Here is a 17692-nt window from a genome sequence, read left to right on the forward strand (position 1 = left end):
CTTATATCCTCGTCTCTCTCCTTACTTACTATCCTTTCAGAAGGAGACAAATACGTATCAGCTCGGCCGTTAAATGCCCAATCTTTCGAACTGTTCAGTCGGAGCATGATGAAGTTTCATGATTCGGATCAAATGGTCGATCATCCGCTTTTCAACGGCAGCATCCTGAATTGGCTGCTTTTGCTCCGGATCGGTTGCCAAGTCAAACAGTAAAGTTCCAAAGCGATGCGCTGAAATATACGAAGCAGCCGAAATTTTGAGCGTTCGCACCCCTTTTGTAAAGGAAAACGGATCTGCCAACTCCATTTCCTGCAGCTCCTTTACACTAAACAACGAAGCCATATGCGCCGGCATTAGCGTATAGTTATATAACGGCGTATTATCCGGTCGTACCGGGGCGCGCATGTACACATACCTTCCATCCGTGCAGTTGACATGCCCGCCATGAATACCGAACAATACAGCTTCGCGCTGAGGCGCATGCTGCGGCCTCCCGCTTGCTTGAAGAGTTGCATGCAAAGGAACGCCCAGCATATCTTTGGGCACATCCACGCCAAAGAACTCCAGTAAAGTCGGCGCCAAATCGATCAATTGCGTTAAACCGTCGCAGCGTTCGCTTTTTCTCCTATCGCGAGGATCCCAAACGAAGAGTGGCGTCCGGGCGATTTCATTATAGAAGGGCATGATGTTTTTGGCCCACCAGTCGTGCTCGCCGAGCAGAAAACCATGATCAGTCGTCACGATCAGCATCGTGTCCTGCCACAGATCGTATTCATCCATCGCATCCATCACCTTGCCAAGGTAGGCATCGCACATACTGAGCAGTGCAGCATACTCGTATTTGCAGTGTTCGACTTCCTCCCTCGTTTCCTGAACAGGCTGGTAACCCGGCCAATCGAAGTGCTTGCCCGTATATTCATGCGGATACATGTCTTTATACTTTTGGTGAGCAAAGAACGGCTCATGCGGGTCAAATGCCTCAATTTGCAGCAGCCACCTGTCCTCGGTTCGATTAGTTCGAATGAACTCGATTCCCCTGGCAAAGGTCTCTGACTGCGGATGCAATTGTTCTTCCATCATGTATTTACGGTTAATCCAATCCTGACGGAACAGTTGGCTTCGGTATCCATCGAATTTCCCTACGTGCTCAGGTATTTCCGGATCTGCGACTTCCCCCTTCCAGGGATCGCCTTCCTGCCCGCGAACGAAATCCCAGGTCGTATATTGGCTGTGGTAAGTGGCTCCGCCCGGCTCCCAATAATGATAATGGTCGCTAACCAAATGCGAGTAGACCTTATGCGCTCTTAGCAATGCAGGCATCGAATCATCAAAAGGCTCCAGAGGTCCCCAGCTTCGGTGCAGGAAATTGTAGCGACCCGTCAGCATATCGCGCCTCGCCGGCATACACGGCATGCTCCCCACCCAGTTATTATCAAATGTAACACTCTGCTCGGCCAGCCGGCTGAAGTTAGGAGCATGTGTCCAATCGCCTCCGTAAGGTGGAAGCATATGCCGGTTCAAGGAATCAAACAGTACCACAATCGCTTTCAATGCATTTGCGCCTCCTCGCTTAGAGATTGGTACCACCGTCTTACATCTTCCTCCAGCCTTCGGGCGATGTCTGGGAATTGCTCCGCAAGATTGATACGTTCACCGCAGTCCTGCTCTAGATCGGAGAGATGCACAGGATCGGCTGCTGTACGGCTAAAGTCTAGTTTGCCCTTCAGCACAAGCTTCCATCTCCCTTCGCGAACCGCCAATTGATCTCCGTATTCCCAGAACAGCTGCCTGTGAGGGCTAGGGGCAGTTCCGCGAAGGGTCGCGCATAAGCTTTTACCGTCCAAATTATAGCCTTCGCGTCCAGTGCCCGTCAGCTCCAGCATTGTCGGAAAAATATCCATCATCGCACATACCTCATCGTTTACTTGGCCATTGCTTCCCGTGAGGCCTCCTGGATAGCTAAGAATAGCCGGTTCCCGAATGCCGCCTTCGAAGAGGCTGCCCTTATGACCGCGGAATCGGCCGGCGCTGCCTCCGTAATACAGATCCTCCGTGCCATCCAGCCAATTGCGCGCTTCTGTCGACGGACCGTTATCGCTTGAGAAGAAAATGATCGTATCCTCGAAGACGCCTTTCCGCTTTAACGTCTCAACAATTTCGCCTACCCCGTCGTCAACAGCTGCAATCATGGCCGCCATAATCCTTCGATCTGGAGGAAGATCCGGAAAACGATCTACATACTCTTTCGGCGCGTGCATGGGATAGTGGGGCGCATTATAAGCTACATATAGAAAATAGGGTTCCTGATCGGAGGCTGCGTCGATAAAAGACACCGTTTCTCTCGTAATTACTTCCGTCATATACTGGCCATTCTCCCATACTTCCGTCTCATTATGCCATAAATCGTGTACGGGGTTGACGCCGCCTCCTTGCTCCCAGTAAAAAATGTGTGAGTAATAATCAATACAGCCTGCCCGAAATCCGTAAAATTGATCAAAACCGTGAGCATTCGGCCCATACTCCGCGGATGCGCCCAAATGCCACTTGCCGAACATAGCCGTTTGATAACCTTGCTCTTTCAAGGCTGCAGCCAATGTTGTATGCCCAAGTGGAAGCCCTTTAGTTCCTCTTTTACCGCCAAGAATATGGCTAATCCCTGCTCTTGCCGGATATTTGCCAGTCAACAGCGATGCCCGCGAGGGCGAGCAGACCGGCGAATTGGAGTACCAATTCGTGAAGCGGATGCCTTCACCGGCAAGCCGGTCAAGGTGCGGTGTTTTCATGGCGTCGGAGCCATAGCAGCCCAGATCGCCGTATCCCAAATCATCACAATAAAAAATGATTACATTCGGTCTTTTCATGTTTAGTCCCTCCACTTATCCAAAAAGATGACATCGAACCTGATGTCCGTCTGCGAGCTGTACAGCTTTTACTGGCTTCGTCCTGCAGATGTCGGTGACGTAAGGGCAGCGGCGCTGGAAGCTGCAGCCCGTGCTGGAGACATCCCGTCCCTGTGGATCGATCACTTCGAAGGCATCCAACTGCTCTCTCCATGGATCGGGAGACGAATACAGCAACAGCTTCGTATAAGGATGCTGCGGATTTTGGATCAGCTCTTCCGCCGGTCCGTACTCCATCATTTGCCCTGCATACATCACCATGATGCGATCCGCCATATATCTGGCGCTGCCCAGATTATGTGTGATCAGCATCAGCGCCAGATCTTCCTTATCCTTTAAATCAAGAATCAAATTCATAATATCGACGCCGATGGAAACATCCAGCATGGATGTCGGCTCGTCAGCGACAATGACCTTAGGCGCCAGCCCCAGCACCTTAGCAATGACAACGCGCTGCTTCTGCCCGCCTGATAATTGATAGGGATACTTATCGATAAAATCCTCCGCTGGCGTAAGACCTACCTTTTGCAACAGCTCCAGCACACGCTGCCGAAGATCTCCTTTCATAATGTGCTGCACCTGCAGCGGACGGCCGATGATATAGCCGATGGTATGATGCGGGTTTAAAGCAGCGAAAGGGTCCTGGAAGATCATTTGCACAAAGGTAGGCAGCTTTTGGCGCAGCTGCCTGCTCGCCCGCAAGGATTCTCCGCTATAGACAATGTCTCCGGACGTGGCTGGAATCAAATTTGTCAACATGCGGGCGATCGTGCTCTTGCCGCTTCCGGATTCGCCGACAATCGCCAACACCTCTCCCGCTTCCAATGTAAAACTGACATCATGAACCGCACGAAATTGTTTCTTTCGAAACATCGAGCGGGTACTGAACACCTTGCCGAGCTCATTCACGTGCAGCAGAGGCTTGCTCACGGGATAATCCCTCCTCGGAATAAAGATGGCAGGCAATCTGTCCCCATTCGTCCTGTACTAAAGTTGGCTGCAGGGTTTGACACTGGGGGACCGCTTGCGAGCAGCGCGGATAGAATCGACAGCCCACAGGCGGTCGGATCAAGTCCGGCGGGTGGCCGGGAATGCCGGCAAGCCTTTGTTTGGGACCAGATAACGATGGGAAAGAGTTGAGCAGTCCCTGTGTATAAGGGTGGCGCGGTTTCCGCAAAATCTGTTCCCTTGCAGTCACCTCGACCAGCTTACCCGCATACATAATGCCGATTCGATCGCACATCTCCAGCATTAAGGGAAGATCATGCGTAATAAATAGGATGGAGAAACCAAACTCCTTTTGAAGCTCCAAGATTTTTCGGATAATGCCGTTTTGAACCACGACATCGAGCGCGGTCGTCGGCTCGTCCATGATCACTAGGCTTGGTTTAAGCGCCATCGCCATGGCGATGACCACCCGCTGCCGCATCCCGCCTGACAACTCATGCGGGTAGCTGTCCAAGCGGTCAGACGGAAGATCCACGAGCTGCATCAAGTGTTCCGCTCTCTGATGGACCTCCTTCCTGCCATCAGGCTCATGAGCCTGAATAGCATCGACCAGCTGGTCGCGGATTTTGAGCACTGGATTCAGATTGTTCATGGCACTCTGAAGGACAATGGACATCTTGGACCAACGCAGCCGATCAAATTCCTCGTCCTTCAGTGCCGTCAACTCCGTGCCGGTCAATTGTACACTGCCGCCTGTAATTTTAGCCGGGTGGCGCAGCAATCTGCATATGCCGAAGGCAGTCGTCGATTTCCCACAGCCGGACTCACCGGCAAGACCGAAAATCTCCCCTTTGCCAATGGAGAAGCTGACCTCGTCGACAGCTTTTACGACACCCCTGGGGGAAGCGTATTCAATACTTAGATTATGGACTCGCAGCAAATCCGCCATAACGATCCCTCCTCCTGATTCCTTATTAGCATCTGCCTTGCAGTCTTACAAGGCCGCATTACCACGATTCGCCCGATATTTCTCCAGAATGCCGTTCCCAATCAGGATAAACCCGAAGCAGAAGAAAGCGATAGCCAGCCCTGGCGGAAGAATCCACCACCAGGCATGAAACAAAACGGCATTATTCGCGTTAGCCAGCGCCAGAATTGTCCCCCAGCTCACATTCGTGGGATCTCCAAGCCCGAGAAAGCTTAATCCTGCTTCCGCCAGCACAGCCTGTGTCGTAACGAGAACGAGATTCGCCAGTATAACCGGGACGATATTAGGCAGGATTTCGCGAAACATAATTTCCGAATCCTTCATGCCAACCATGCGTGCGGCTTCCACATACCCGCTTTGCCGCTCGCTCATCGTCTGGCTGCGGATGCTTCGGCCCATGTAGAGCCAGCTTAATGAACCAATAATGAGAATCGTGCTGAGCGTTCCCATCGAAGGAAGAAAAGAAGCCAGAATAATCATCAGCGCGAGTGTAGGGATGATCAGGAACAAGTCAACGATCCGCATCAGCGATTCCTCCACCCATCCTCCTTTGTAACCGGAAACAACGCCGACCGTGACGCCGATTACCGTTGTAATAAATCCAGCAAGGATCCCGACCCAGAATGAAGTTCGCGTGCCGTAAATCATTTGGCTCAAAACATCCTGGCCGTAGCTATCCGTACCCAGCCAATGGCTGAAAGACGGCGGCAGCCAGGAATCGAAGCCGATGAAGTTTCTTGGGGACGGGGCGAACCAAGAACCGAACAGCGCAATAACGGTGAAGATTAATAAGATGACGAGCCCCAACTTCCCTTTTGTTCCCGGAAAAGCGGACCAGCTTGCCTTCAGTAATTGTTTCATGGTTTGCATGTTAGCCTCCTAGACCGGTTAATTGAGCGCCACTCGGGGATCAATCAGCGGATAGACGAGATCGGCGATCAAATTGCAGGCTATAACCGAAATGGCAATACACAAGAATGCCCCCTGGATCAGCGGATAATCATGATTCAGAATCGCATTGAAGGTGACCAGCCCAACGCCGGGGTAGGAGAAGACGATCTCCGTCGTAATCGCCCCCCCTATGACATGTCCAAGCGAAGTCATGAGTCCGGTAAAGGAGGGAAGCAACGCGTTCCGTGCTCCGTACATGTACTTCCTTCTTCTTTCGCGAATCCCTTTGGCCTTGGCTAGCAGCATATAATCTTCAGACAGCACCCGCATTAGATTGTTGCGCAGCACCAGGATATGTCCGGCAAGTGTTGCGATAATTAATGTGAATACGGGTAAAAAGGCGTGATACAAGATTGATTTCCCTTTTTCCAACCCCGAAAAGCCGTCAAAGGCAGGATCGACCGCCTGCCCCAGCGGGAACCATTCCAAATAGAAGGAGAAAATCATAATAAAGATGATCGCAATCCAAAAGAAAGGAACTGAATTCAGGAAGAAAGCCGTGAATAGCGTCGAGTTGTCAAAGAATGAGCCTGATTTCCACGCTCCCCGGATCCCAATCAGCCATCCTACCAGGTAGCTGAGCAGCGTGGCTGTGAGGACCGTGCCTAACGTCCAGGGGAGCGCCTTCAGCATGACATCGGCTACGGGAGAAGGATAGTTGGCGTACGATACGCCAAGGTTGCCTTGCAAGAGCTGCTTCAAATACTTCACGTATTGATACAAGAGACTTGGGTTATCCAGTCCGAATTGTACCTTCAGTGCATTAGCCACCTCCTGCGAGCCCAGCGCCTTTTCCGAAGCAAGCGCGCTCGCTGGATCTCCTCCCATTAAACGCGGGAGCAAGAAATTCAACGTAGCTGCCACATATAACGTGATCAAGGCAAAGCCGATTCTTTTCAAAAGATATACGGAATTGTAACGCATCGAACGCGCCTCCTCTTCCCTTAGCTTGGTTACTTCTTCTTAATTTGTAGCAGCGAGAGTGCGGAGGTGACCGGCAGATTCTCGTTATAATTGGTGAACTGGTCGACACGGTAAGGAATGTGTCCGCCGACGTTATACATGACGGCTAAAGGCGTTTTTTCCGCGATTCGATTCTGAACCTGTTGGTAGAGCTCTTTCCGTTTGCCGGTATCGGCGGAAGAAGCTTCGTCCAGCCATTTATCGACTTCCGCGTCACGGAAACGCATGTAGTTGAGGCCGGGCGCATTCGTTTTGGTCGGTGCTGTCATTTTACTGTGGAAAATCTCCAGCTGGGCTTGCGGATCCGGCGGTGTTTGAATGCCGTTCTGCAGCAGGTCATAATCGCCGGACATTAAGAGCTTAGTCAGCTCCGGCCAGGTCACCAGCTTCACCGTCGTTTCGATGCCGATGCTCTTCAGCCAGTCGGTAATCATGGCGCCTTCTTTATTTTGGGCAGGTGCGTTGGCAGCCATATGGTAGGTAAAGGAAAGCGGCTTACCGTCCTTTTCGTAGATGCTTTTGGCATTTTTCTTGTATCCTGCGGACTCCAATAACTTAGTGGCTTCATTGACGTTATAGGCATAAGTTTGACTATCGACCAGCTTGGAATCAACCATTTCTCCAAAAACAGAGGACAAGAAACCTGGATTTGCCGGGAATACGCCGTTGGATTCTCCTTTTTCAATGAGCGACTTGCGGTCGAGCGCTAATTGGATGGCCCGGCGCACAGCAGCGTCTGTCAGCCCCGGTTTTTCGTTATTCATGATCACGGAGTACGTATTCAATCCCGGGTACACCTGCAATTTATTCACCGGATTCTCTAACAATTTCGGTACACTTGGCATGGCAACCGTTCCGGTCGAGCCCTGCACGTCGCCTTTTTCCAAAGCAAGCGTGAGGGTGGATGAGTTATTAAAACGGTTCACGAACAATTGATCGATATTCGGAGCGCCAAGGAAATAATCAGCGTTTTTATCCAAAACTATAGCGCTTTCATTAATGCTTTTAAATTTGAATGGACCTGTGCCGATCGGCGTTTTGTTCAGGAATTGGGAGGGATCTTCTTTCTCAAACTGCTGCTTTGGCACGATATAGACGGTCGTTAAATAGAAAGGTAAGGATGGGAATTGCTTGCTCAGTTTAAACACGACGGTATCGCTGCCTTGTGCGCTTACTTCTTGCAGCCTGCCGTCTCCCCACAGCTGATAGCGGTCGAGCACTTTATTATTTTTTAAAGTAAGGAAGGAATAGAGCACATCGTCTACGGTAAAAGGTTTGCCATCCTGCCATTTAGCCTTCATATTCAGCTTGACGGTGTAGATTTTGTTGTCGTCTGACCAAGTTCCGTCACCCACGGCCAATCGGGGAACAAGTTGCCCTTTCACGGGATTGAAGAAGTACAGAGGGTCAAATACGTAATCAAAGAAAGGTTGCCAGTTGCCGGTGGCGAGAAACGGGTTAAAATTGGTGACCTGCTCCGGATTTACGGTTTCCCCGAGATGATAAATTACCGACTCACCTTTCTTAGCCGGCTCTGAGGGCTTAGCTGCCTCGGTTACTCCCCCTTTTTTATCCACATTGCTCTGCGCTTGCGGTGTGGAATCGCTGCATCCGTTGAGAACTCCTGCGAATAAGGCTAGTGTGGTGAACAAGATCGTAGACGTTTTTCTAGTACCCCACTTCATTGGAATCTTCCTCCTTGAGAAAAAATGGTGTTGTAGACTCCTGCATCTACAACACCGATCATAGTGACAAGACGAAATAACGTAAAGAGACCATTTCCGAACTATGTAACCTGGGTCTTAGAACCGTGTCCTTACAGGGTATGGACCTTTTCTGATATCGTTCACTTGCTTGGAGAAATCAATAAATTTCCTCCCTATGGAGTTTCTTGGGAGCATGAATGTCTCTGAATTCACCTGGCGTCATGCCTTCGTGCTTTTTAAAAATGCGGTTAAAGCTGCGCTGGTTGGTATAACCCACTAAGGCACCGATATCCTTCACCGTCTTTTCGCTCATCTGCAGCAGCTCCTTGGCCTTCTCCAATCGCAGCGAGATGACATAATCCATGAATGTGATGCTGATCTCCTGCCGGAACAAACGGCTGACATAAGAAGGGTCCAACTGTAATTGGTCAGCGATGCCCCCGAGTGAGATTTCCTTATCAAAATTAACCTGAATGTAGTCCAGGATCTGCTTGGCTACAGACTCCGGTTCGCTTTTCTTCTCAGCGTGAAACCGCAGATTTGTCTGGCGAATATAAGTCTGTGTGACATGCACGACATCTTCAACCGTTTCCAAACGCAGTAGCTTTTCCTGCAGCATGGCCAATTCATTATCGGTTTGAGCCGGCAGGCCTAGCTCGGTGGAACGCTGGAACACTTCGACCATCATCTGAAAATAGGCATGCTGGATGAGAGGGAACGGCAAACCCTCTGCGCCTTCAGCCGCATCACCCAACTTCTGCAGCTCTTCTTCGAAACTCTTCGAAGGCTCTTCGCGAAACAGCAGGAGGATCTCGCGTTTCATTTCCGCCAGCTTGCGGATCAGCAGGTGGTCGCCAGGCTTCTTTTCCCGGACGAGCCAGCTTGGCGCGATTAATCCGTAGCCTTTGAACGCCCGGCTTTCCAGAGCTTCGACGGCCTCACGATAAGACTCGCTGATATCGCCTGCCTGCAGTTTGAGCTCGCCAATTCCAGTGCTCACGGTCAAGTGCAAATATTCCCGGATCGCAGCGCGCATCCGCTCGGCCGTTTCGAGCGCTCCCTGGTAAAAAGCTTCCGAAGACATGCTCTCCTCCGGATTGCAGACGAGTATGACATCTCTGCTCTCCGTATGCAGCGGGTAGCTTCGATACATGTGGCCGCCAAGCTCACCGGCGAGCTTGGCGATAAAGTAACGGATCAAGCTTTGGTCAAAGCTCCCGTATTTGTTTACATAAGCATGATAATCATCGATGCGGATCACAATGACAAAAAATCCCCAACGCGTCACAGGCAGCTGATAATACGCAAATTTGGCAAAGCGCTCCTCATGTAGTTTTGACCGTTCATGAATTAATTGCTGGAGAAAACTCTGCTGCAGCACCGGCCAATTATCTTTTAACTGGATCTCCATTTCTGCGCCCTGCTCCTTCATCGATATGAACGCCGAGAACAGCATCGCCAGTTCGCTCTGCTCACGGACCGGAACTGCAGACTTCCAATTGCCTTTCTTGTTATTAACCATTTGCACAAGTGAATGAATAGGACTGTAAATCCGAAGTGTTATATAAAAAGCTACAAGTACAGCTGCCAAAATACTGAATGCCATGAGGATCTTCATGAAGCTCTGAATTTCTTTGCTGCTTTTGTATAAGGAACTTGTTGGGATGAGATCGACATATTTCCACCCCGTATAAGGGGAGGATACAGCGGTAAATGAAAACTCGCTGCCACGGAAGTGGTCGGTAAAAGCGGATATATCACTGCCAAGCTTGTTCTGAACAACGGAAAATTCTTGGTTGGGCACTTGGAGGCCCGTATTGCTATTAAAAGCCAAAGTAGCATCCGGACTAACCATCCAAATTTCTTCCCCTTGCCGCATGAGCCGGAACGAAGGAATTTGAAAAAGTGCCTGCTGATTCATATTGACGACAATTGCTCCTTTGATAGGCGACCCCGTCCAAGGGGTAGTACGAATTAAAGTAACCTGTGTCTCTGATAAATTTTTGTTATCACCCGGATATTCACGTACAAACCATCTTCCTTCCGTGCGGCTCATGGTATGATAATTTGACAGCCAATCCGGATCATCAAATTCCTTGGACTTGACTGGTCCGATTAACGCTGTTTGAACTATGTCGCTAGCCGCGTAATAGACATAGATCGATTCAATATACGGTGAAGTAATGTAAGAATCCAGCAAGTAGCTATGAATTTGGTCCATATCGGATGGGGACGGCCCTTCAGTCTCCGCTTCCATCGCTGCCGAAAATGCGCGGTTCTGCGCCAGCCTGACCGTAATTTGGTCGACATCATTCAGCAGCGTATCCATTAGACGCCGTGTCTGCTCCAGCATTTGAAAGCTGGACTGTTTGACCTCGTTCCTGACGACATTCTGACTGTAGCGGTTAGCGAAAAAACCTACGATTAGCACCGTGATCACCACGAGCAGGATTAGCAGGAACAAAATTCGAAAAAACAAGCTGCGGAATTTAAAGTTGGAAAAGGCAATCTGAATAAGGCTGATCAATCGGCTCCCTCCTGTCTAAAAAGTAGAGAAACGCAGTATCCCCCTATTCTTTCCATACCGAACCCATCATTACCTTTCCACATTTACCAATTCATTAGAAAGCGTTTGCAATTTTACTTGTAAAACAAGTTCGGCCTGTAAATTAATTTGTAAGGAATAACATACCAATGACAGCTTGAACGATAAGTTTTAAAATTTTATTAATGTAGAAATTCATTCATTCATCTTCATTGACATCATAGGTTCATGCTGAAAGGGATGATAGGATGAGATCCAAGCAACTTGTTCTTGCAGCAGCCCTGTTGATACTATTTTTTAATATTCATTATGTTCATGCAGCAGATATGACGGAACAGAGTGCCCAAGATTTAATTGCATCTTATAATCAACGTTTACAAGTGATCCATGATCTTAATGATCAACAACTTGAAATTGAAAGCCAGCTTACAACGATTAACCGTCAAGTTTTTGAATATGATAAATTGGCAAACGAACTGCAACCTGAGATCGACACAATGAATATCCAAAATTTAACATTACAAAAAGCTATTGCTGATGTTCAAAAGGATATGGATAACCGCGATCAGTTGTTGAAAAATCGACTTACTTATATGTATACGAGCGGAAACATTTCAATTTCTTATATGGATGTACTCTTAGGTTCTTCAAATTTTAGCGATTTTATCAATCGAATGAGTATGTTAATTATGCTGCTTAGTGAGGATAAGCAGATTATCGAAACAAAAATGGATGATAAAACAAAATTAACGAAGATGAAGGAAGAATTAGAGGAGAAGCAATCCTTACTTGCAACCCAGCAAAATACGCTAAACGCCGCGAAAGCCGAACAAGAAAAAAAGCTCGCAGTACGTTTAACTTTATTAAGCCAGCTACAGCAACAAAGCCTCAATGAAGTTGACCATGCTAAAAAAGATGTAGAAGATTTGTCGAGCGTCGATGCTATGATTGCTCCTGATGTGAAAGAACAACTTAAGGCGGCACTGGAAAAAGAAATTCAGAGCGCCGGTACATGGGAATGGCCTGTCCCTTCTTCCCATACAATAACATCGGATTTTGGCTCTCGCGGCGAGGAGTTCCATGCAGGAATCGATATCGGAGCTCCTATTGGGACCTCCATTGCCGCGGTCGATAACGGAATCGTACTTTACGCGGGTAAAGCCAACGGGTTCGGTAACTGGGTTGTCATTCAACATCCCAATGGTTTGATGAGTGTTTACGGACACATGTATGGTGATGGGATCTATGTGTCGGTGGGTCAAGAAGTACACCGCGGCCAAATCATTGCCGTTGTCGGAAATGATGGTCAGTCAACGGGACCTCATCTGCATTTTGCCGTTGCAGCAGGCCTTACTGGCAATCAAATGAACTACATCGATCCTCGACCATATTTGAATAATCAACATATGTAAGATAAAGTCCCTGCTTGTCCAGAGCAGGGACTAGTCTGTATGAAATCCACTATAAAGACAAATATTAAAAATGGGATCACTATCCCCACCGATCGTGACGGTTTGGATAAAAAGCTCCATCAGCGTTCGGGCACGGCAGCAATGGAGGGTCTTGCTTTCTGTAACGCTCTCTCAGTATCACGCCTCGAGGAGCTAAAGCGAGGGCCGTCATTTACAGTCTTGTGGAGACAGCCAAAGCCAATTCGCTCAATCCGTACATGTATGTTGGCCTGATTTGAGCGAAGGTCATAGGTCTGCCTCTCCTCTAATTATTGCTTTCCACCTTATCAAATCGAAAGAAATCAAAATCAACATGCCCGCCAACCTGCTTGGTCGCATAATTAAACAACCCGACCCGGTAGCCCATAAAATGATCCAAGGTATACTTCATCTTTAAGGGAGCCCCGATTTGTTTCCATTCTTCACAGTCAGCTGAGTAGTAAAAACTTGCAAGATCCGTACTATTTTCAAAATTGAATTGAATTTTCAAGTAAATCAAACTTTCCTCGTAGGGAAGCCGCTCGACCGTTTCTTCACTACCATCGCCTCGATTGACACACATCGCAACATATCGCTCGCCGCTCGCTGCGATTTGAATACCGACTGTTCCGAAATGATTTTGAAGTGCAACCATTCCAGCGTGATCACCTGGCTTCATATGGGAAACATCTATTGCCGTAATTCCGATACATACAGGACCTTCCGTCCGCTGCGTCAATGTATTGCGTGCAAGTATGACACTACTGGTAACATTTCCTGTTTCTAATCGCAACCAACCAGGGCGCGTAGTCACAGACCACAGACGGTTATCCGGATTATGATTCCATTGCCAATTAAGCAGCAATTTATTTTCGCTATAGTCGAACTCATCGCTAATTACCAATTGGGTAGGTGCCGTAGGTGCCGTGCTCGGGAATTGTGCTTGGAATGAAACTTGCGATTTACCTTCCATCCCAATGACCGGCCAGTCCTCCACCCAAGTAACTTGAAGCACAATGGGAATTCTCCCCACAGCATCATGATCTTGAAATAATAAGGCATACCACTCATCCTGCGGTGTATCAACGATGCCTCCTTGAGCGATACCATGATTGCAATACCCCATGTCGTCATCAAGAATCACTTTATGTTCATAAACACCGAGCAACTCCCTGGAACGATAACAAAGTTGCCTACGACGTCGATTTCCGGTATTGGGCCATTCAATGAAAAACAAATAATAATAACCGTTCAGCTTATACGCATGGCATCCCTCGCATCGCAGCATGATTCCGTCACGTTCCGTCTCGAAGAGCCGCTGATCGATACCTCCAGATTTTACCGTCATCACATCAGACGTTAGTTCCGTAATGCGAATACTACCGTTGCCGTGAATGACATAAACCCTGCCGTCGTCAAACAGCAGACTTGGATCATGATGGATTCCTGCAATGACAGATCGCTCCCACTTCCCGTTCTCGATATCTGCTGTCTGGTATATGTAGAACCGCTTCATATCATTACTTGAGAAACACACATAGAACGTGCCATTATGATGCCGTAAACTTGCTGCCCATGCCCCTTTACCGTAAATGCCTTTCCCGTCCAGCAAATTATTGGCGTCGTTATCCTCTAAGGTATCGTAAACGTAGTTCACGATCTTCCAATCCATCAAATTCTCAGACTTCATAATCGGGCATCCAGGCATTGCATGCATGCTTGTGCTTACCATATAGTAGGCCGTTCCTACTCTAATAACGCAAGGGTCCGGAACATCCGCCCAGATAATCGGGTTCGTTATCGTCACATTCTCCATCGCTAACTCTCCTAATACTTAAAAACTGCTAATCCCACTACTCTTATTTCCTTACAATCTCACGATACTCCGCTGGAGTCATACTGGTTGATTTTTTGAAAAATCGAGTAAAAGAGTGGGGGGTTTCATACCCTACCTGAACACCCACTTCAGCAATTTTAAGTTCGTCTTTCTTGAGCAAATTTTTGGCTTTCTCCATTCTAACTTCATCAATATATTCAGATAGATTGACGCCACTTTCCTGCTTAAAAAGCCGCGATAAATAGGACGGATTGAAGTGTATCACGCTAGCTAAACGTACGAGAGATAAGTCTTCGCCCAGATGCTCCTCAATATATAACCGGATCTTTTCTATCACCGCTGCTGCTCTATTGCGTTCTACACTCAATCGAAGATTGAACAAGGACTCTGCGGTCTGTTTCAAAAACTCGTAGCTATCTTGCCAAGATGAATGCCTATCTCTTTGCATAAGCCCTGTTGTTCCAACCTTATCGTGCAGCTCCCAACGGTTAATATAAGATAATAAGCAGAGAGCAATCGTGTAATACAATTCCAGGGCAAAAGGACCGCCATTTCCTCGTTCATCAAATGCCGTTTTCATTAGTTCGTTGAACAGATGGAGAAATCCCTCTCTATTTCCACCTTCTAGATGAATCGCCAAGGACTCCGCCTTTTCTCTCAGCGTTCTTGAGTTGGCCGCAGTTCCAATGGTTTCCAAAGTGACTGTTTGTACCATCTGGGCACCGTCTCCCGCTCGCCAGTACTGCTCACTTCTCATTCGATCGTAGATCTCTGAAAGTTGCTTCCATTCGCAAGTATCTGCGCAAATTGTTATGGCGAAAGTAATTCCCAAAGAATCATGACAAGCTTGCTGCATAAGCTCAAATTGTCCCTCTAGAAATTTGACCGTGCGGGCATAGGCTTCGTCCAGTTCCTTTACTTGGCCTTGCTTCGGCTGAACAAGCCAGACGAGACCGCCATATTGATCAATGATACCAAGACTATCTGTGCGTTCTGCCAGGAATGCCTCTGCCAAGAACTTGACAGCAAGTGCCGCATTCTGGCTTTCCGCAAAGGAATGGAGCATGTTCGTACGCTGCATGTCGGCTACCGCAACAAGGATCGGCAAAGTTGGATCAAGAGCAATGCCAAGATTACGGAAATCAACTTCTAACTCCTCCGTTGTTCGTGTCCCTTGAAGCAAATACCGGAAATAATTCCCTTGAGCAAGGGTTTCGAGCGTAGTAAGCTTCTCTCTCGATTGCTTGACTAGATCGTGGAACTTTAAACTATCTTCCAGTTCATGAATCGCATCTGTTACGGCCTTAATGATCTTATCGTATTCTTCACTCTTAAGGAGATAGCTGACTCCAGGTGATTGAATCGCTTGGTAAACATAATCAAAGTCATTGTACCCGGTCAAAAAAATGATTTTACAATGCGGCCAACTACTCCGTATGTTTCTCATTAGCTCGAGACCATCCATCCCGGGCATACGAATATCGGACATCACGATGTCCACTCTTGTCGTATTCATCCATTCCAGCGCTTCTTCACCGGAATAGGCTTTATACAAATCAAGATTGAGATTCAGTTGGCTAAATACGTCAAACAGCCCGTCTGTAATAATTTCCTCATCATCAACGATCAGCATTCTAATCATGAGCATCACCACCTTGATAAGGAATAGAAATGATACCTTTCAACCCCCCGAGCTCGCTTCGGCTTATTCGTAGACCGTATGCTTCACCGAATGTCATTTTGACACGGCGGTGAATATTCACCAAGCCCGTCGTCTCCGCACGTTCATCACCGTTATCCAGCGTATCCGAGATACGCTCCAGTGTCTCATCCGTCAAGCTATCACCATTATCCTCCACAATAATACGTATCTCTGCCTCATCCAACTCGAAGCGAATCATAATGCATCCACTGCGTTTCATTTGTTCCAAGCTGTGTTCAAATGCATTCTCGATAATCGGCTGCACTATTAAACGTGGTACGGACACTTGTTCAATTTCCCGCGGGAGAGCGTCGAATTGTACCCGGATACGCCGAGAGAAGCGTAATTCCTGAATCTCCGTGTACATTCTGGCATGGTGAATTTCTTGTTTCAGCAGCACTTCGTCAGATGCATTCCTAGTAACAAATTGGAAATATTCACCAAGCTGTGTGACGAACTGTCCGATTCGTTCAACGTCTCCAATCTTCGCCATCGTTCTCAGGATAAAGAAACTGTTGTATAGAAAATGTGGATTAATCTGCGATTGAAGCTGCTTCAGCTCCGCCCGTTGTGTCATAATTTTCTGCTTATACACTTGATCGATCAAAGAGCCAAGATTGGTGACCATTTGGTTAAATCGGCCATACAAGTAACCGAGCTCATCCTTAGACTCGTGCTGAATATTCACATCCAGATCCCCATTTTCCATACGCCGAAAGCTCTTAACTAGCGTTAACAACGGTTTGTGAATAAATTTGTAGGTGGAGAATGCATAAATTCCAATGATGACAACAGCAACAAAAATAAATAACCATGCCCACAGATAAAACTTGTCTAGCGGCTTCTTAATAATTTGCTCTGGAATAAACCGGTAAATAGACATATTTAAATAGTTAGAACTTGCAATTGCGGTATAGTAACGGCTTCCCGAGATGGTAAAGGTCCCTGTACTATGAACTGGATCTTGTTTGATTTGCGCTATGGTAGCTGGTATATCTTGCCATATGTGCTCTAAAGATCCACTTGTGAGAATAACACTACTATTCTCCTTAGTCATCAATGTTCCGCTTCCGGGATAGGTGTTAAACTGGTCTAACGCCTCCTGCAGTCTCTCTTGATCCAGTTCAATTTCAATAATGAACAACGGTTGATTCCCATTGGTTACTCCCTGCTTCGCGGCACTTAAAAACAATCCGCCATTCCACTCAATAATCTGGTTATTCCTACTGCTTAAAGCCGAGCGCAAGCCATTGTACCGTTCGGTATCAAACTCGCTTGGGCCATTGGCGGAAGAAATCGTTTTGGATATCGGATAAATATGAGCACTAACATTTTTAATATAAGGAGAGCTGTTTTGAATGGCATAAAGCCGTTTTCGCAGCGAGTTAATTTTTTCAGTGCGTTTAAACACATCCATCGTGCCCCAAGTCAGCGTCAGTTCGTTGAGATCTTCATCCTCGATAACGCCAAACTGCAGCAGCTTCATCCGTTCTACCTCTTTCTCAAGATCGTTGATATAGAAGGTTAGTTGGGATACTGCCGTTTTGGAGATGTCTTCGCTTGCTGTCTGGACGATCCAGTTATACAGGTAGACGCCAAATAATAAAATCGGCAGCATGATAAGCAAAAAAGTACTGAGCAGCCGAAGGAAAATCGTGTTCCGTAAAGTGAATGGCTGACGGTTGATCAAGGTACAAGCCCCCAACTTTTTTCTTCCATTAT

12 protein-coding genes are annotated in these 17692 nt (G+C 47.7%); 1 reads left to right on the plus strand and 11 read right to left on the minus strand.

The genetic code is table 11. The annotated features are described in order from the left end of the window. Nucleotides 1-69 precede the first annotated feature (69 nt). The 8 genes from AC58UW_RS14705 to AC58UW_RS14740 all read right to left on the minus strand — a co-directional run bounded on the left by AC58UW_RS14705 (nt 70) and on the right by AC58UW_RS14740 (nt 10983). The gene (locus AC58UW_RS14705; RefSeq protein ID WP_497421386.1) at nt 70-1551 is read right to left on the minus strand and encodes a sulfatase family protein; all 1482 of its coding nucleotides are present in this window, start codon (nt 1549-1551) and stop codon (nt 70-72) included. Beyond that, a complete protein-coding gene (locus AC58UW_RS14710; RefSeq protein WP_497421387.1) occupies nt 1548-2861 on the minus strand; it encodes a sulfatase-like hydrolase/transferase in 1314 nt (437 codons plus the stop codon). The genes AC58UW_RS14705 and AC58UW_RS14710 overlap by 4 nt, the downstream gene beginning before the upstream one ends. Nucleotides 2862-2876: 15 nt before the next feature. After that, nucleotides 2877-3830 (minus strand): ABC transporter ATP-binding protein, encoded by a 954-nt coding sequence (locus AC58UW_RS14715; RefSeq protein ID WP_497421388.1) that lies wholly within the window; start codon nt 3828-3830, stop codon nt 2877-2879. Further along, complete coding sequence (locus tag AC58UW_RS14720; protein WP_497421389.1) at nt 3802-4797, minus strand: ABC transporter ATP-binding protein; 996 nt, start codon at nt 4795-4797, stop codon at nt 3802-3804. The genes AC58UW_RS14715 and AC58UW_RS14720 overlap by 29 nt, the downstream gene beginning before the upstream one ends. A 45-nt stretch (nt 4798-4842) precedes the next feature. Next, nucleotides 4843-5706 carry an ABC transporter permease gene (locus AC58UW_RS14725; RefSeq protein ID WP_497421390.1) on the minus strand — a complete coding sequence of 288 codons (864 nt, stop codon included), beginning with the start codon at nt 5704-5706 and terminating at the stop codon, nt 4843-4845. Between the two features lie 18 nt (nt 5707-5724). Continuing rightward, nucleotides 5725-6711, minus strand: a complete 987-nt coding sequence (locus tag AC58UW_RS14730) for an ABC transporter permease (protein WP_497421391.1) — start codon at nt 6709-6711, stop codon at nt 5725-5727. Nucleotides 6712-6740: 29 nt separating this feature from the next. Further along, nucleotides 6741-8435, minus strand: coding sequence for an ABC transporter substrate-binding protein (locus AC58UW_RS14735; protein ID WP_497421392.1), 1695 nt, complete (start codon nt 8433-8435; stop codon nt 6741-6743). 178 nt (nt 8436-8613) lie between these two features. Next, nucleotides 8614-10983, minus strand: coding sequence for a helix-turn-helix domain-containing protein (locus AC58UW_RS14740; RefSeq protein ID WP_497421393.1), 2370 nt, complete (start codon nt 10981-10983; stop codon nt 8614-8616). 266 nt (nt 10984-11249) lie between these two features. On the opposite strand from AC58UW_RS14740, the gene AC58UW_RS14745 reads away from it, so the two are divergent. Further along, nucleotides 11250-12413, plus strand: coding sequence for a murein hydrolase activator EnvC family protein (locus AC58UW_RS14745; RefSeq protein ID WP_497421394.1), 1164 nt, complete (start codon nt 11250-11252; stop codon nt 12411-12413). Between the two features lie 304 nt (nt 12414-12717). Here the strand turns inward: AC58UW_RS14745 and AC58UW_RS14750 are convergent, their stop codons facing one another. Genes AC58UW_RS14750 through AC58UW_RS14760 form a run of 3 tightly spaced genes read right to left on the minus strand, consistent with a single transcriptional unit; the run spans nt 12718 to nt 17660 of the window. Next, nucleotides 12718-14247, minus strand: coding sequence for a glycoside hydrolase family 43 protein (locus AC58UW_RS14750; RefSeq protein ID WP_497421395.1), 1530 nt, complete (start codon nt 14245-14247; stop codon nt 12718-12720). A 43-nt stretch (nt 14248-14290) separates the two neighbouring features. Then, nucleotides 14291-15910, minus strand: a complete 1620-nt coding sequence (locus tag AC58UW_RS14755) for a response regulator transcription factor (RefSeq protein ID WP_497421396.1) — start codon at nt 15908-15910, stop codon at nt 14291-14293. Continuing rightward, nucleotides 15903-17660 (minus strand): sensor histidine kinase, encoded by a 1758-nt coding sequence (locus AC58UW_RS14760; RefSeq protein WP_497421397.1) that lies wholly within the window; start codon nt 17658-17660, stop codon nt 15903-15905. The genes AC58UW_RS14755 and AC58UW_RS14760 overlap by 8 nt, the downstream gene beginning before the upstream one ends. Between the last annotated feature and the right edge of the window lie 32 nt (nt 17661-17692).

This window comes from Paenibacillus sp. J22R160 (genome assembly GCF_059692135.1).

What these genes read in the sequence shown, in the direction of transcription:
- AC58UW_RS14710 (WP_497421387.1), bottom strand. Translation starts at nt 2,861, where the DNA reads ATGAAAAGACCGAATGTAATCATTTTTTATTGTGATGATTTGGGATAC.
- AC58UW_RS14720 (WP_497421389.1), bottom strand. Translation starts at nt 4,797, where the DNA reads ATGGCGGATTTGCTGCGAGTCCATAATCTAAGTATTGAATACGCTTCC.
- AC58UW_RS14725 (WP_497421390.1), bottom strand. Translation starts at nt 5,706, where the DNA reads ATGCAAACCATGAAACAATTACTGAAGGCAAGCTGGTCCGCTTTTCCG.
- AC58UW_RS14730 (WP_497421391.1), bottom strand. Translation starts at nt 6,711, where the DNA reads ATGCGTTACAATTCCGTATATCTTTTGAAAAGAATCGGCTTTGCCTTG.
- AC58UW_RS14735 (WP_497421392.1), bottom strand. Translation starts at nt 8,435, where the DNA reads ATGAAGTGGGGTACTAGAAAAACGTCTACGATCTTGTTCACCACACTA.
- AC58UW_RS14745 (WP_497421394.1), top strand. Translation starts at nt 11,250, where the DNA reads ATGAGATCCAAGCAACTTGTTCTTGCAGCAGCCCTGTTGATACTATTT.
- AC58UW_RS14750 (WP_497421395.1), bottom strand. Translation starts at nt 14,247, where the DNA reads ATGGAGAATGTGACGATAACGAACCCGATTATCTGGGCGGATGTTCCG.
- AC58UW_RS14755 (WP_497421396.1), bottom strand. Translation starts at nt 15,910, where the DNA reads ATGATTAGAATGCTGATCGTTGATGATGAGGAAATTATTACAGACGGG.